We start from the raw sequence: 15,667 nt of genomic DNA on the forward strand, positions 1-15,667 counted from the left end.
TTGAAAGACAAATATAAAAAAAAAGTTAGACCAAAATTACAAAACTTTGGCCTAACAATATTTTTAACTCAAATATTTGAAATTAATTATGAGTTATTGCAAAACTAGAGACACCTTGTACTGTAGTTCTCATGATTGTCATTTTTTGAATGGAATTCGTTGTTGAGCCAATAGTCATTCCCGAAAAAACACCCCCAAAGACCTTTACTTTTTCATCAGGATAACGAACAGTAAATTTGTAAGGAATATCGGTAGCAGGTGCATTTGAAGTCAAGCCACCTAATCTTTGAGCATAGACTTCAATCGTGAATGTATCAGTGCTTGTATAATTTTGAAAATCCATGTTATACGAATTAATAACAACAGACCATTCTGAATTAGTAGCTGCAGGGTTAGGATTAGCAGTCTCTTGCGGAGTACGTGAAGGCGAATAGCCATTGTTTACAAATAAAACACCATTGTAGGTGACCACATCACCGAAAAAGTATTCAGCTCTTGAATCCCAAGTAGGATGAGGAGCAGAAAGTTCATTCTCCCAGTTTATTTTGGGCTGACCAGCAACCCAATGATCAGTATCAAAACTTGGGAAAGCATTACCAACGATTGAGGAAGCAATATCTTTTCTACAATAATAATAAACACCATTATATTTAATTACATTACCTCCCACATAGGCAAAAAATGGGCTCCATGTTAATTCTACATCAGTAGGCGAAAGCCCCGCGGCAACAGATTTTGGTTGAGAAAATGCTAGTTTAGATCCAAAAGTTGTGTTAGAAGCTTGAAATTTAAAAGTATATGCATCTTGCACAGCCAACACCTGAACAACCGTAGGAGCTGATCCAGAGCCATTAAAGTTTTTGAACGATACTTCATCACCTACTTTGAAACCATGTGGCCTGTCAGCTGCTGCTTGTGCTGACGAAACAGCTTTTACAGTAAAAATACCAGCAAGGCTATCGGCATATGTAGCATTGTAAACTTTAATTGTTTGTGTTGCATCAAGAAAGTTGAGAGATTCATATCTATTAGCATTGTTTGTAGTTCCAAAGTACGGTCTCGTTGAATTGGAAGATGGAGAAATACCTTGAGAAGGAGATTGAGAGGGCATTACCGCACCATTTCTTTTGACAACAATATTAAGATTATTAATTGGGGCTGAACTTGGTGCAGCTCCGGAATGAGGACCAATAAAATCAAATCTTATCCCCAATCTTTTAGAGTTGACACCAGCAAAAGGAGTATCACCATAATCCACATTGATTGTATCCGAAGTCATCAAATACTGTTTCCCTGGGAAACCTTTGGGCGTTACTTCTGGAGCTGTCGTAATTGCTGACATAAATAATCTCAAATCCATATTAAATGGTAAATCAGTTGTACCATCAGCCCCGGGGGCAATCATATCGGCAACAATAGAGTTTTCTCCGGCTGGAACAATGAATGTTCTTCTAGATCTCTTACTAGATCTGACATCAACGTTTTCATTATAGACATAAGCAATCACTTCTACACTAACATCCATTGGAAAAGTCAACAAATCAGCTTCAGGTGTTTCTGGATTGTCACCTAAAGAAACTGTAATAGGAAAAGATTGTGAGGAAACAACATTAGTTTCAGTTGTCGTAACCGAACCTTTGAGCGTAGTAAAAGGGCCTTGAGGTTGACCCGAGAAAACGTCGTCTTCTTGACAAGCTATAAAAATACCAAAACAGGAAAGAGTCAAGAAAACTTTAGAAATCTTATTATTAATATATTTTTTCATAAAGATTTTCGTATTAAGGGTTAACATAATTGTCATATGAAACATAATTCTCAGCAACATCAAAGAAACTCTTAGTGACAGATGTTGTTCTAAATCTGAAAGCTTGTTTCATTCCAGGTGCTGTTTGAACTGTGGTTGAGAGGCTATAATAATCTGAACGCTTACCAACACTATCAAAAGCTTCAGCGTAAAAATAATACTCATCCCCAAATACTAAATCTGAAACACTCAATCCCAAAGCATCGGCAATCTCTTGTTGTGTAACTTTAAGTTCTGTAGGGAATGATGTGATTTCTTTTACAAACTTAAATTCACCACCAACGCCATAACTATCACGTCGTTTTACATACAATTTATACTGAACAACTTTACCAGAAGGATCTGTGAGTAATCCCCCAAAATATGAGTCTTGCACTTCCTGATCAGTAAAATTATTAGTTCCTGGGCCTTTCGTTTTCAATACTTTACTAGTAATATCTAATCGCATATAGGGGCCTCCAACTTGAACCGGTCTAGGATCTAGGCTTTGATCTTTCTCACAAGAAAGCAATCCAAGAGAAAGAATTGAAAATATAACTATAAATCTTTTCATGATAATTATTTAAAATTAATACAGCTCTTTATTATTTGGCACTGCCCAAAACACTTTACGTGTTCGAACATTCGAAGGAGCATTAGGGTTGTTATTTACGCAATTACCCGAATAGTACGCACAATTATAGAAAGCACCCGGAAGTGGCTCAAGAGTTGGTTGGAAGTTGCTAGGATATCCTGTTCTTCTGTAATTGTTATATGGCTCAATACCATTACCCCAAGCAGCTATGTAAAATTCTTTAATAACCATTTCCAATTTACCATCAGTAGTTTGATTATCGAAAAAACCAGAAACATAATTAATGTATTTAGTCTTTTTAGCCAACAAATCATCTTGGTCATTTTGGTCAAGAACTGGGTAGTCAGCAAACAAACCTGTAGTTTTATCAATAGAATGAGTTATCGCAGTTTCAAATTCAGTTTTTGCTGAACCAGAAATAATATTTTTCAGTATCAATTCAGCTTTCATAAAATGAACAAAAGAAGACAACATAATGGGCATGATACCAGCACCTAATTTGCCTTTGTTACCATCTGTTTGAACAGAATTTGCGGACTCTCCTCCATACATCCCCCCAATTGGGTATGTACCAGCGACAGTTCTCTTATCTGAATCCGGCGGCAAACCTGCATTGTTACCGTGATCTCTACCCAAATAACCAAATTGTGGCATAGCACCAGCTACCCAGTTTGAAACAGTATAACATGTTCTGATAGTATTATCATAGAAAGAGTTGTACGAAATATTGTTGTAATTCTCAGGCCTCGATCTTCCTGGAATAGTAAAGGTATCTTCGTTTTGAGGGTCAGCATCTTGTCTATAAAAGTAGAAATTAACACGAGGATCACCAGGATTTTGAATAGAATTAGTAAAGTCAGAAGTTGCTCCCTTTTCAGTTGTCATTGCCCACATAAAATAGTTCCCTATGTATGAACCTCCCCCTCTTTCATATTGGTCGTTATAAAGAGGATGTCTTGAATTTGGATTAAACCTTGAGTTGCCATACTTAAAAACAAAATCATCTGATGCATCATTGATAATGTTGTTAGAGTTGATAATTTGATTAATCTCATTAGCAACGTTTTTAGTCCCTAAAGTAGATAACAAATTACAATTGTTATACATTTTCAATTTCAAAGTATTAGCTAATTTAATCCACTTTGCAGAAAGTCCGCCGTAATATAAATCTTGAATTTTTATTTTAGGATTATCCGGCAAATCAAACTTAGCAATAGCATCATCCAACTCAGTAATAATCGAAGCATAAACTTCAGAATCTTTATCAAATGCAGGAGTTATATTAGCATTTCCTTGAAGAGCTTGAGAATATGGAATGTCCCCATACATATCAACAAAAGTCATTAAGACATAGCATCTGATAATTTTAGAAGCCCCCATTACAAAATTTAAGTTTTGCTGGTTAGCCTTCGGCTCCATCAATTTAATAGCATTCAAAATATTATAACCTGTACTCCACTGTTGATTAAAATTAACAGGTGCAAAAGCGTTATCGTAAGTATTACCTCCAGTCATAGCCATTTGACGAGTAATTCTTTGCGTAAAAGAATTGGTCTGATCAACAAAATCAGGAAGCTGTAATTGAATGTAGTTAAAAGTATACTTAGGTTCAAGTAAATTAGCATTAATTGTACTTGGGTTTTCAGTTTGATCCAAATCAACTGTCTCACAACCCCAAATGGAAACTGTGAAAGCAACTAATAATAATTTGATATATTTCTTATTCATGACTTTTAGAAAGTTAAATTAAAGTTGAATCCATATCTTTTAGCCGTAGGACCGGTCAAATAGTCAAACCCTTGTCCGTTACCCACACCTAAACTCATCACTTCTGGATCGAAGTTTAAGTGTTTAGGGAAATTAAATGCTTTGAACCATAAGTTCTGACCAACAAAAGAGATAGACATTTTTCCAAATGGCGTTTTTTCTAACCATTTTTTTGGTAGACTATAGGACAAAGAAACTTCTCTCAAGCGAAGATTCGTAGCATCATATATAGCCTGCTCATTAACAAAGAAACCTGAATTATTAAAACCATATTGTGTAAGACCAATTTGGGTTGTATTAACATTACCATTGACATTCACACCAGGCAAAACAAATGTTCCAGAGCGGTCAAAGTTGGTGTCTTCTGTCAAACCACGTGACAACAAGGCCGCAGCGGTTGTTGAATAAATATCACCCCCTCTTTGGTATTCAAACTGGAATCCAAACGTAATGTTTTTGTACGAAAACTCATTAATCACAGTCGATTTCCAATCCGGATTCGGGTCGCCAATAATTGACAATTCATTATTTACTAAATAGTTCCCATCAGCACCAACTACATAGTTACCATTTACATCACGTGTAATAGAACTACCCATAATCACTCCATAAGGTTGACCACTAATAGCAAAGTTTCCTAAGTTGGTAAAACCTGCAATTGCGAGAGATGAAACTGACCCTAATCCGAGCTCATCCACATAGTTTCTGTTTCTGGTAAAGTTAATAGTAGCATCCCATGTAAATCCATCATCTTTTTTAGGTCGGAAAATGGCTAAATTCAACCCTAACTCAATTCCTTTGTTACTGACTTGTGCAACATTATCAGTTGTATAATCATACCCCGTTGAAGGATCTAAATCTCGTTCAACAATCAAATTAGTTGATACTTTATTGTACAATGATAAATCAATTCCAAGTCTATTATCGAACAACTTAGATTCAAAACCAAACTCAAGTTCTTTGACTAACTCTGGTTTAAGTTTAAGATTACCAAGTTCATTGCTTGGTGATAATGTATTCACAACTGTTCCATCTTGTTGCAAGAAAGCTTTGGCTCGTGTATTTAATCCAATCATAGTTTTATACGGGTCAGGAAAACCAGCCGAAGAACCATAACCTACGCGTAATTTAGCATAGTTGATATATTTATTTCCTTTTAATGCCGCAATTGCTTCTGTAGGGATAAATGATACTGATGCCGAAGGATAAAATAAAGAACGATAAGATGGCTGTAATGAAGAATACCAATCGTTACGCCCTTGAAGGTTCAAATAAATATATTTTTTGTAACCCAATGTTGTACTGGCATACAAACCAACAATGTTGAAGCTTTGCTTCTCAGAGTATCCATCGTGATTTTCAAAATTTTGATGCTCTATCAACCCGTACAAAAACTGTGATGTACTTGCTAAGTAATCTAGTTTTTTAGACTCAAATCTTGGGTTAAAACCAAGCGTCCCATCTAAATTCCAGTTTTCGTTTTTGTCAATTTTTCTATCAAAATTATAACTAACCGTGTGGTCGTATATTGTATTCTCTCTCACCGTAGTTCTCAAAAAACCTTCATTATCAAAAGGCTGCCCATTACCTCTATTGATGTAATATTTTTTATTTTGGGTATAATTATCAACAGCAAAACGATAAGATACGTTAGACCACGAATTGATTTCATACATAGCTGTCATGTTACCAAAAAAACGACGAACACTTTCGTTGTCACTAGAATTTTTGAGCGTCCATCGCGGATTAGGTATATCTGGCCTGTAATTCACAGAAGAATGGTCTATAGGATTTTCATAAGGCATCCCAAACAAATCCAAGTTTCTCGGTGTATACAAAATATTAGCAAAGACCGAAGGAGCTGCCGCATTTGAACCGAATCCAGCAGCTGTAGGAGGAGCAGTTTTATCTGTTCGAACATAATTAATAGTAGAACTCAAAGTAAAGCCATTTGTCAATTTGGTTCTGCCTCCACCTGTTAAATTAAGACGTTGATAAGTATTATTCTCAATAAAGCCTTCGTCTCTAGTATGTCCAACACCTACATTGTAGGAAGTGTTTTCTGAACGACCACCAATATTCAATGAGGTAGTTGTCACAACTCCAGTTCTAAAGAAAGGTTTTACGTTATTTTGAGGAGCATAAGGAACTGTTTTAGGGGTAGTTGCTTGATTTTGTTGATCAAAATTCCAGAACTGAGGAAAGGTGTCAGGACCATAATATGCAAGAGGATGAGACACCGTACCATCAGCACCAATACCTTGGGTTCCTACGGTTCCAAAAGCCGGACCCCAGTTAGAGAATGCTCCAGTGTATAAATTATCAAAACCATTACCATATCTATTTTGGTAATCAGGCAACGCTGATATTTCTGTCATGTATAAAGACTGCGTAAAAGCAACATCCATCTTTTTGTTGATTTCTTTGGTATTACCAGATTTGGTCGTTACCAAAACAACCCCGTTTCTACCTGACGAACCATACAAAGTGGTTGCGCTCAAACCTTTCAAGATACTTATGCTTTCAATACTGTTCGGATCCAAATCCAAGAAACGGCTTGAAGCATTGGTTGCCCCTTCCAAGAAGTTACCATCACTGTTGGTTTCAGCATTAAAAGGAATACCATCTACCACAAACAAAGGCTGATTACTACCGGTAATAGAAGAATATCCACGGATGATGATATTCGTTCCAGAACCAGACAAACCACTAGTTTGCTGAATATTCACACCAGGTGCTTTTCCGGTAAGTGCACGTGCCACATCGGTTGATGGTTTTGAAGCAAAGTCTTCGGCTTTAATGGTTGTTACTGCATAACCCAAGGCTTTTTTCTCTTTCTTAATACCTTGACTGGTAACAACTACCTCGTTTAACTTTTCTCCCTCACCGGTTTTCATTTTTATGTTAACTACGTTTGATGCACCTACAGTAACAGGTTTATCGTCGTAACCGATGAATGAAACAATCAAAACATCACCTGTTTTGGCTTTGATGGCAAATTTACCATCAACATCTGTTTGCACACCGTTTTTAGTGCCTTTAACCATTACGTTGGCACCAGGAAGAGGCCCCTGATCATCAGAAACAACCCCCGATACAGTTTTCTCCTGTGCCAGAGCCAACTGCATTGTAAACACCATGACTAGTGTAAAAATCCATTTGAACTTCGATCTCATATAAAATTTCGTTTGAGTTAGATATCCCGCAAACTTCTTAATTAATTCTTAAATAAACAAATATATATTCTTAATATCTTTTTTGTCGACATGTTAAAAAATCTTCAGAAATGTTTATATATTTCGATTCAAGACCATTAATCTTACAACAAACATCGTTCAACTGACATGAATTTTAAACTTTAGCAAAAATGCTCCTTACCCGTTTTTCAACTTTTGCAAACGAAGCCGGAACCGATGAAGCCGGACGCGGTTGCCTGGCCGGACCGGTCACTGCGGCGGCCGTAATTCTTCCGCCTGATTTCAAACATCCGTTGCTCAACGACTCCAAACAACTCACCGAAAAACAGCGTTACCAACTACGTCCCATCATAGAAGCTGAAGCCATAGCATTTGCCTACACCCATTTGCATCGCGATGTCATTGATGAGATCAACATTCTCAACGCATCCATCCAAGCCATGCAAGAATCGCTGCGCAAACTCCATCCTTCACCTTTATATATTATAGTAGACGGCAACCGATTCAAACCGCTCGACAACATTCCACACAGTTGTATTGTCAAAGGCGATTCAAAATATCTGAGTATTGCTGCCGCATCGGTATTGGCCAAAACCTACCGCGATGATTTCATGGACGAAATCCACCTAAAACATCCCGAATACAACTGGAAAAAAAACAAAGGATACCCAACAGTAGAACACCGCGTGGCAATTAAAAAATACGGAAGCACGCCGTATCACCGCCTATCGTTCAAATTATTACCCGATCAACTCAGTCTTGATTTTGACGCTCAATAGAAGCCGCATAACGCAATGGTTCTGACATTTCAACCCAACGCGCTTCAAAAAGTGCTGAGAAATGCTGCAAAATTCTGGCTTTCACTTCACGTTCATTCACCTGCGAAACACCAAGTTCAATATTCAGTGAAGTCACCGCTTTACCGCGAATTCCACACGGAATAATGTTGTCAAAATAACCCAAATCAGCATTCACATTCAAGGCAAAACCGTGCATCGTTACCCAGCGCGACGCCCGAACGCCCATAGCGCAAATCTTGCGTGCAAACGGAGTTCCTACACCCAGCCAAACCCCGGTTTCACCTTCACTCCTGCCCGACGCGATTCCGTAATCGGCCAAGGTCAAAATGATGGATTCCTCCAACAAACGCAAATATTTGTGAATGTCCGTAAAAAAATTCTCCAAATCCAGAATCGGATAACCCACAATTTGGCCCGGCCCATGGTACGTAATATCGCCACCGCGGTTTATTTTATAAAACTTGGTGCCTTTCTCTTGGAGCTGCTTTTCACTCAAAAGCATATTCGCCACATCGCCGCTTTTGCCCAAAGTATACACATGCGGATGCTCTACCCACAAAAAATAATTCGGCGTCACCAAAGTTGGTTCTTGTCGCTTTTGCAACTTAATATCCACAATTTGCTGGAACAATTGCTCTTGATAATCCCAAACCGCCTGATAATCCTGACGTCCTAAATCTTGTAGTTGAACCGTTTTATTCATGCCGCAAAAATACAACATAATTGCCTTGCGATGTTTGTTTTTTCAACCAGAAGCGAAACCTAAATTTTCCAAAACCATCCTACCACCCGCTTTTCGGCTTTATCTCCCGCTGCCGCGTGAGGATATCGCCTGCAATCGGGGCTAACGAGCAACATTCAATTTCCAAAACCGGCCTTTGAATAATTCTGCGCGCGCATTGCAACTCTAAAACTTATCCAATATCTTTGCGCACTTAAAAACCATCATTATGGCATTATCAGAACAAGAAATACTCCGCCGCGAGGCGCTGGTTGAATTGCGCCAATTAGGAATCGAGCCCTACCCGGCTGCCGAGTACACCACGACTGCTTATTCAAACGACATTCTAGAGAACTTCTCTAAATACGAAGGTCAAGAAGTAGTTTTAGCCGGCAGACTTATGGGTAAACGCATCATGGGCAAGGCCTCTTTTGCCGAACTCAAAGATTCTGAAGGTCGTATTCAAGTGTATATTGCCCGTGATGAAGTTTCGCATGACGAAGAAAAAACCATGTACAATGTAGTCTTCAAAAAACTACTTGACATTGGCGATTTTATTGGCGTCCGCGGAAAAGTGTTTAAAACCCAAGTGGGTGAAGTATCCGTTCACGTGAGTGAGCTAACCTTTTTATCTAAAGCTTTGCGTCCGCTTCCGGTAGTTAAAACCGATGCCGACGGAAAAATATACGATGCCTTTGCCGACCCTGAGCAACGTTATCGCCGCCGTTATGTTGATTTGACTGTGAATGATCACGTCAAAGAAACCTTTATCAAACGCACCAAATTGTTCAATGCCATGCGCAGCTTTTTCAATGAGCGCGGGTATTTAGAAGTGGAAACTCCGGTATTGCAACCTATTCCGGGCGGAGCTGCGGCGCGTCCGTTTATTACGCACCACAACTCGTTGGATATTCCTTTGTATATGCGTATTGCCAATGAGTTGTATTTAAAAAGACTCATCGTGGGCGGATTCGAAGGTGTGTATGAATTCTCAAAAAACTTCCGCAACGAAGGCATGGACAGAACGCACAATCCTGAGTTTACGGCCATGGAAATCTACGTATCCTACAAAGATTACCACTGGATGATGAAATTCACCGAACAATTGCTCGAGCATTGCGCCTTGGCGGTCAACGGAACCACCCAAGTTACTTTTGGCGAGCACACTGTTGACTTCAAAGCGCCGTATGCCCGCGTCACCATGACCGATGCCATCAAGCAATTTACCGGTTTTGATATTTCAGGTAAATCTGAAGCCGAGCTTTTTGCTGCCGCACAATCTATGGGTATTGAAGTTGATGCCACGATGGGCAAAGGCAAACTGATTGATGAAATTTTCGGTGCTAAATGCGAAGGCCACTTTATTCAGCCTACATTTATCACTGACTATCCTAAAGAAATGTCACCGTTGTGTAAATCGCACCGCGACAATCCGGAACTCACCGAGCGTTTTGAACTCATGGTTTGCGGTAAAGAAATTGCCAATGCTTATTCTGAGCTCAACGACCCAATTGATCAACGCGAACGTTTTGAAGATCAAATTCGCTTAGCCGAAAAAGGCGATGACGAAGCCAACGGACTCATTGATGAAGATTTCCTCAGAGCGCTTGAATACGGTATGCCGCCCACTTCTGGTTTGGGTATTGGTATGGACCGATTGATGATGTTCTTAACCAACAACAGCTCGATTCAAGAAGTGTTGTTCTTTCCGCAGATGCGCCCCGAGAAAAAAGCCAACGTTATTGAACTCAACGACGACGAAAAACGCATTGTTGATTTGCTCAAAACCCATAACAACGCGCTTGATTTGGGCGTGCTCAAAGTTCAATCAGAACTCAGCGGCAAAAAATGGGATGCCGCCATGAAAAATCTAGCCAAACACGGCATGACGCATGTAAGTGTTGACGGCGATATCAAAACGGTTCATCTCAAATAAATAACTTCATAAAAAAAGGAACTCAATTGAGTTCCTTTTTTTACATAGTATAATTGAGTTAACCTCTGGCGGCCATCATGGCGGCAAAAATAGACCCAAACAAAATCAATGCAAAAATGACCAATCCTATTATAATTGCCATCATGATGAGTTGCGCTTTGGCCCAATTTTGCCTGTTGGGGTTTTCGTTGCTGCCAAAAGCGTAAATAAACAACATAATAATACCTACTAGCGGAATGGCCATAAGCAATAAAGTAATCAGCCATTCTTTTACCGATAACGGTTTTGGATTTGAATTTTCTACGGTTTCCATATGTTTTGGTTTTGGTTATTGAGCTAATGTAAAGAAATTTTTACAATCCGTAGTTTAAATTAATGCTCCAACGCCCTATGGCTTTTAAGTTTCCGCCAGCCAAGTCTTGCTGCAAAGGCCACATAAAATTAAACCCAAAAGAGAGCTTATCTCTACCGGCTTCAAATCCGGTTTTACCAAATAAAATTTGACCGGCCGTATTGTTAAGTTTTTGCCCACGTTGAAAATTGGACTGATAATACTCAGCAGCAACCCCAAATTGGGGCGCTAAAGAATATTTATTTTTCTCATATAAATAAAAAAACGTTGCGGCATAATTGATTTGATTTCCAAATTGATATTCTCTTTTGTTGGCCGATTTAAAAATATATTGCGCCATGGTGTTGAGCCCGATTTTTTTGTGTCGAATGGTGTACTCGGCAGCTAACGAATAATCCCAACTGCCGGTTCCGGCCTGAAAACTCGGATTTAAGCTGCCTGAATTGGCCTCATTAAATTTTCCTGTGGGCATTTTGATTCCTGCACCCACTTGCAGCGTATGCGCAAAATACGTGCTGTCGGTATGCGTTTGATAGAGTTGATACATCGCCATCAAAGTAATATCGCCCAGACCGGATAAATTTTGATTGCCTTTTTGGGTTTCGCGCTCATGAAAATGATACGGCGCCAAAACCGACAACTGCACTTTTTTTATAACCGGAATTCGCGCCCAAAGTTGAACCGTATTGAATTGCTCGTCATACCAAGGCGAATTGCTGTATAATCCATCGTTGCTTTGATAGTGTTGGTAGAAATATCTCAGCCCCACAAAATGCGCATTGAGCATTGAGGCAAAACCCATGCTTCCGCCACTGGCCGAACATCCGCAGGCATCGCAATCATCATCCTCTAAAAGAAGATATTGCTTAAAATGATATGGCGCAATGGTGTCTTTTACCGCAGCATTCGCGGTAGAGATTGCCAACAAAAGAAAGATTATTTTTTTCATGTTATTGTTCTGCAAATTTTGGATTGGTGAGATACGTGTGGTCAGTAAGTGTTTTTAAGAAGGCTATGATATCCGCTTTTTCTTGGCTTGTCAGCGGAATCCCTAAAATTGTTTCGTTTATAAGCTGATAATCAAGTGTTCCCGTATTGACAACACCTGAACTGTAATGATTCAAAACCGCCTCTAAGGTTAAAAAGCGGCCGTCGTGCATATACGGACCGGATTTTTCAACGTTGCGCAAACTCGGCACTTTGAATTTGTATTTGTCAGCTTCGTTTTGGGTTAAGCGATAATAACCCACATCATTTACCGCCGGATTAATAGTCAAACCATTGTTTCTAAAAGAATCATCGGTAAACAAATCAGTAGCGTGACAAGTAGCGCATTTGGCTTGAAAAAGTGCGTAACCGCTGAGTTCTTGAGCTGTCATATCGCCGCCAACTTCATGCCTGCGGTAATGGTCAAATTTTGAATTAGACGAGGTGACCATAACCATAAACTGCGCAAGCGCTTTGAGCATGTGCTCGGCATCAATGGGTTTTCCGGGAAAAGCTTGACCAAACAATTTGACGTAAGCGGGATCTGATTTGAGCATTTGCATAATGTTGGGCAAATAACCGTTCATCTCGACCTCACTGAGTAATGGAATAACGGGTTGTGTATCGAGTAAATCACTCGCTCCGTCCCACATAAAACGACTTTGATACGCCAAGTTTTGAATGGGCGGCGCGTTGCGTTTTCCGGCGGCATTATTCACCCCGTGACTAATCGTGTGCCCGTGGTGCGTAAAGGCAAATGACTGAACGTGACAAAAGCCGCAAGAAACAACGCCATCTGAGGCCAAACGCCCTTCGTAAAAGAGTTTTCGCCCGAGTTCAAAACCTTTTTGTGTGGGCGGATTCGCACTTAGGTTATATACCATCGGCGGAAAATTCTCGGGCACTTGAACCTCAAGTGGAATGTCTTGATACGCATCGGAATCATTCGAACAACCCAATGTAAAAGCAAGCAAAAGAACGCTTCCGAGTAGAGATAATTTTCTCATGTGACTGATTTTTAGCCCTGATGGCCATGAAAAGCCCGGAGTTTCAAAAGCGATATCGGTAAGCGGCGGTAACGGCGACCAGCGGAAGCCGAAAAGCGCCCTGAGCCGACCGCTTTTGAAACGAGGACTTGCAATGAACAGCAGGAATGAGCTGCTATTAATCGTTGTGCACGTGATCTACGCGAAACATTTCAGAAACATTGTGCATGATATCAGTCAAAATATCTCCGCCCATAATCATGGCGCCCATACCCATGCCGTTGTGGTCTTCAAGCTTGATTGTATGGTGACCATCGATGATTTTGGCAACATTGGCGTAAATATGCACATCTGGCGTAACATCAGTTCTGACCTGCGCAGCATTTGGAAAATCTAAAGTAACTTCTTCATAGTTATATGCGGTATCAGAAGTTTTTCCGGTGTGCACCATAAATGAAGTATCTGAAGTTACGGTTGCTGATGTAAAAGTTCCTTCAAAAGCTACAAATTTGTAACCTGCTGCCCAAGACCAAACCATATCGGCCGCATCGGCATTGGTATATAAATCACCTTGTCCTGACAAACCAAGATCCCATTGGGCTTTATCAACCCCGATTCCGAAGTGAATTTTGGTGTAATCGCCCGCCGGAATATTGCTGAGTGATAAAACGTGTGAAGCTTCATTAGCTTCGTCTACAATAAAATAACTGTCGGCTTTTGGGTAGGTATAAGTAGAACCATCGGCTTTTTCGAGCACAATGTTGCTGACAATATATTTTACGGTTGAGATTTTTAAATCTTCGCTTTGTGAAGTAGCGTTGGTTTGGGTATTAAGAATAAGGTCGGCATCTCCGAATACTTGGTCGAATTCAATATCAATATTACCTTTTCCGGCTGGTGTTGAGCTTTTGCTATCACTTGAACATGATGAAACAGTATACAATAAACCTAAGGTGGCCACAAGTGCCATAAATAATTTTTTCATTTGATTTTAAAATTTTATGCGTGAATAGTCATCCTACACACCGGGTGCGGATGGAGATTTTGGATAGAATTATCCGGTTGAGCCAAATGATCGGTCAACATCAAAAAGATTTACGCAGAAAATGTGGGCGGATGAAAAATGCCCTGAACACTCAAATGAGCGTATAAATTGTTGTATTGAAAGTAGGAAGTACCTTGATTTTGGTTAAAATTCAAAAATGAATACTCTAAAGGCCGGTCAAAAAACCAATCAAAGGATTCAATGTTGGTGTGCTTTTTATCAGGTGTGGTTGGTTTTTCTGACTCAGCAGCTTTGGCCAGTTCTTTCATCAAATGACATTTCCCGTTACAATGCATTTTTGGCTTTTCTTTGTTGACGCAAAGCACATTAGCAATGTAATCGTAATTCACCACATACTCAATAACCGGAAAAACAGGTCTGAGTAATACCGATAAAGCGATGATGAATACTAAATTTTTCACGCTGCAAAGGTATTAAATAAGGTTTGTTTTAATTTTGTTAAAAACAGTTTATTTTTTTGATGAATTAAACTATCTTCGGTGTGCTTTGTCCAAAAGCCCAAACTTTAAAATTCAATATCATGAAAAAATTAGCATTAGTTGTTTTGTTGTCAGTAGGTGTTACTACTTGGGCGCAAGACACAAAAAAAGACAAAAAAGAAGCTCCAAAAACGCAATCTGAAACTAAAACCGAAACCAGCAAACCTGACGGCCCAAAACCTATGATGAAACGCGAACCAATAGCCCCTGAACAGAGAGCTGAAATGCGTTTAAAAAGACTTTCAAACCAATTGAATTTAACAGATGCGCAAAAAAAAGATATTCAACCGATTTTACTTGAGCAAGAAAAATCGAGAGATAATATGATAAGCGAGCGAAAAGCCACAAAAGAAGCCGGCAAACAAATGACCATGGAAGAAAAATTGGCTAAGAAAGATGAGTTTATGAAAAGCCAAGAAGCTTACAAAGCCAAATTTGAAAAAATTCTTGATGCCAATCAGTTAAAAAAATGGGAAGAAATTGAGGCTAACCGAAAAGAAAGAGCCCAAGAAATGATGCAGAAAAGAATAGAGAAAAGAGAGGCAAAAAAAGAAGGTAAAGCTCAAGATGTAAAGCAAGAATAGTATTTGTTGATATTAATTTTTGAGATAATTTAAAAAAAGCCTAGATTTGGTTTTTAATTAATCAACTACTCATTATGAAAAAAATCATTGCTATAATTGCTATTATGTTGGCTTTCACCGTTTCGGCACAAGCCCAGGCTAAAAAAATGTCAAGTACAGAAGCTGCTCAAAAAGACATTGCTTTATTGGCCACTAAAATTAAAATGAATGAAACTTTAAAAGCCGATTTAACCACATTAATGGTTACTAAACACAATACTATGGCTGATGCAAAACTTTCAGAAATGGATAAAGAAAGTGCCTCAAAACAATATTTACGCAAACTAATGTCTGCCCTTAATGATGAGCAGAAAAAAGTTTTAAACAACGACCCTGAACTACTTAAAAAATTAGTTCACTAATTAAAAAATAGAT

14 protein-coding genes are annotated in these 15,667 nt (G+C 39.1%); 4 read left to right on the top strand and 10 right to left on the bottom strand.

Annotated elements, in window-relative coordinates; genetic code table 11:
* Positions 1 to 82 precede the first annotated feature (82 nt).
* The 4 genes from KIH23_RS00135 to KIH23_RS00150 are packed head-to-tail and all read right to left on the bottom strand — an operon-like array spanning position 83 to position 7,321.
* A complete protein-coding gene (locus KIH23_RS00135; protein ID WP_213210619.1) occupies positions 83 to 1,765 on the bottom strand; it encodes a hypothetical protein in 1,683 nt (560 codons plus the stop codon).
* 13 nt (positions 1,766 to 1,778) lie between these two features.
* Positions 1,779 to 2,357 carry a hypothetical protein gene (locus tag KIH23_RS00140; RefSeq protein ID WP_213210620.1) on the bottom strand — a complete coding sequence of 193 codons (579 nt, stop codon included), beginning with the start codon at positions 2,355 to 2,357 and terminating at the stop codon, positions 1,779 to 1,781.
* A 15-nt stretch (positions 2,358 to 2,372) separates the two neighbouring features.
* Positions 2,373 to 4,106 (bottom strand): SusD/RagB family nutrient-binding outer membrane lipoprotein, encoded by a 1,734-nt coding sequence (locus KIH23_RS00145; RefSeq protein WP_213210621.1) that lies wholly within the window; start codon positions 4,104 to 4,106, stop codon positions 2,373 to 2,375.
* Between the two features lie 5 nt (positions 4,107 to 4,111).
* Entirely contained in the window at positions 4,112 to 7,321 is a 3,210-nt protein-coding gene (locus KIH23_RS00150) for a SusC/RagA family TonB-linked outer membrane protein (protein WP_213210622.1), read from the bottom strand.
* A 191-nt stretch (positions 7,322 to 7,512) separates the two neighbouring features.
* On the opposite strand from KIH23_RS00150, the gene KIH23_RS00155 reads away from it, so the two are divergent.
* A complete protein-coding gene (locus KIH23_RS00155) occupies positions 7,513 to 8,121 on the top strand; it encodes a ribonuclease HII (RefSeq protein ID WP_213210623.1) in 609 nt (202 codons plus the stop codon).
* Here KIH23_RS00155 and lipB read toward each other — a convergent pair.
* The gene (gene lipB, locus KIH23_RS00160) at positions 8,096 to 8,845 is read right to left on the bottom strand and encodes a lipoyl(octanoyl) transferase LipB (RefSeq protein ID WP_213211089.1); all 750 of its coding nucleotides are present in this window, start codon (positions 8,843 to 8,845) and stop codon (positions 8,096 to 8,098) included. The two genes, KIH23_RS00155 and lipB, sit on opposite strands and share 26 nt — an antisense overlap.
* Positions 8,846 to 9,092: 247 nt before the next feature.
* On the opposite strand from lipB, the gene lysS reads away from it, so the two are divergent.
* The gene (gene lysS, locus KIH23_RS00165; protein WP_213210624.1) at positions 9,093 to 10,799 is read left to right on the top strand and encodes a lysine--tRNA ligase; all 1,707 of its coding nucleotides are present in this window, start codon (positions 9,093 to 9,095) and stop codon (positions 10,797 to 10,799) included.
* Positions 10,800 to 10,857: 58 nt separating this feature from the next.
* On the opposite strand, the gene KIH23_RS00170 is transcribed toward lysS, so the two are convergent.
* The 5 genes from KIH23_RS00170 to KIH23_RS00190 form a co-directional block, all read right to left on the bottom strand.
* On the bottom strand, positions 10,858 to 11,112 hold the full coding sequence (locus KIH23_RS00170; protein ID WP_213210625.1) for a hypothetical protein: 255 nt from the start codon (positions 11,110 to 11,112) through the stop codon (positions 10,858 to 10,860).
* A gap of 40 nt (positions 11,113 to 11,152) precedes the next feature.
* Positions 11,153 to 12,100 (bottom strand): transporter, encoded by a 948-nt coding sequence (locus KIH23_RS00175; RefSeq protein ID WP_213210626.1) that lies wholly within the window; start codon positions 12,098 to 12,100, stop codon positions 11,153 to 11,155.
* Position 12,101: 1 nt separating this feature from the next.
* Positions 12,102 to 13,145: a cytochrome-c peroxidase gene (locus tag KIH23_RS00180; RefSeq protein ID WP_213210627.1), complete on the bottom strand. Its 1,044-nt coding sequence runs from the start codon at positions 13,143 to 13,145 to the stop codon at positions 12,102 to 12,104.
* A gap of 157 nt (positions 13,146 to 13,302) precedes the next feature.
* Complete coding sequence (locus KIH23_RS00185) at positions 13,303 to 14,109, bottom strand: MbnP family protein (RefSeq protein ID WP_213210628.1); 807 nt, start codon at positions 14,107 to 14,109, stop codon at positions 13,303 to 13,305.
* A 110-nt stretch (positions 14,110 to 14,219) separates the two neighbouring features.
* Entirely contained in the window at positions 14,220 to 14,591 is a 372-nt protein-coding gene (locus tag KIH23_RS00190) for a hypothetical protein (RefSeq protein WP_249684739.1), read from the bottom strand.
* 260 nt (positions 14,592 to 14,851) lie between these two features.
* Here KIH23_RS00190 and KIH23_RS00195 point away from each other — a divergent pair, with 260 nt between their 5' ends.
* Positions 14,852 to 15,253, top strand: a complete 402-nt coding sequence (locus KIH23_RS00195; RefSeq protein WP_213210629.1) for a hypothetical protein — start codon at positions 14,852 to 14,854, stop codon at positions 15,251 to 15,253.
* A gap of 74 nt (positions 15,254 to 15,327) precedes the next feature.
* Positions 15,328 to 15,654, top strand: a complete 327-nt coding sequence (locus KIH23_RS00200) for a hypothetical protein (protein ID WP_213210630.1) — start codon at positions 15,328 to 15,330, stop codon at positions 15,652 to 15,654.
* Positions 15,655 to 15,667 lie beyond the last annotated feature (13 nt).

It is taken from the genome of Flavobacterium sp. CYK-55 (genome assembly GCF_018413465.1).
Classification (GTDB): domain Bacteria; phylum Bacteroidota; class Bacteroidia; order Flavobacteriales; family Flavobacteriaceae; genus Flavobacterium.

What these genes read in the sequence shown, in the direction of transcription:
- KIH23_RS00175 (WP_213210626.1), bottom strand. Translation starts at nt 12,100, where the DNA reads ATGAAAAAAATAATCTTTCTTTTGTTGGCAATCTCTACCGCGAATGCT.
- KIH23_RS00155 (WP_213210623.1), top strand. Translation starts at nt 7,513, where the DNA reads ATGCTCCTTACCCGTTTTTCAACTTTTGCAAACGAAGCCGGAACCGAT.
- KIH23_RS00195 (WP_213210629.1), top strand. Translation starts at nt 14,852, where the DNA reads ATGATGAAACGCGAACCAATAGCCCCTGAACAGAGAGCTGAAATGCGT.
- KIH23_RS00150 (WP_213210622.1), bottom strand. Translation starts at nt 7,321, where the DNA reads ATGAGATCGAAGTTCAAATGGATTTTTACACTAGTCATGGTGTTTACA.
- lipB (WP_213211089.1), bottom strand. Translation starts at nt 8,845, where the DNA reads ATGAATAAAACGGTTCAACTACAAGATTTAGGACGTCAGGATTATCAG.
- KIH23_RS00170 (WP_213210625.1), bottom strand. Translation starts at nt 11,112, where the DNA reads ATGGAAACCGTAGAAAATTCAAATCCAAAACCGTTATCGGTAAAAGAA.
- KIH23_RS00200 (WP_213210630.1), top strand. Translation starts at nt 15,328, where the DNA reads ATGAAAAAAATCATTGCTATAATTGCTATTATGTTGGCTTTCACCGTT.
- lysS (WP_213210624.1), top strand. Translation starts at nt 9,093, where the DNA reads ATGGCATTATCAGAACAAGAAATACTCCGCCGCGAGGCGCTGGTTGAA.
- KIH23_RS00180 (WP_213210627.1), bottom strand. Translation starts at nt 13,145, where the DNA reads ATGAGAAAATTATCTCTACTCGGAAGCGTTCTTTTGCTTGCTTTTACA.
- KIH23_RS00140 (WP_213210620.1), bottom strand. Translation starts at nt 2,357, where the DNA reads ATGAAAAGATTTATAGTTATATTTTCAATTCTTTCTCTTGGATTGCTT.
- KIH23_RS00145 (WP_213210621.1), bottom strand. Translation starts at nt 4,106, where the DNA reads ATGAATAAGAAATATATCAAATTATTATTAGTTGCTTTCACAGTTTCC.
- KIH23_RS00185 (WP_213210628.1), bottom strand. Translation starts at nt 14,109, where the DNA reads ATGAAAAAATTATTTATGGCACTTGTGGCCACCTTAGGTTTATTGTAT.
- KIH23_RS00135 (WP_213210619.1), bottom strand. Translation starts at nt 1,765, where the DNA reads ATGAAAAAATATATTAATAATAAGATTTCTAAAGTTTTCTTGACTCTT.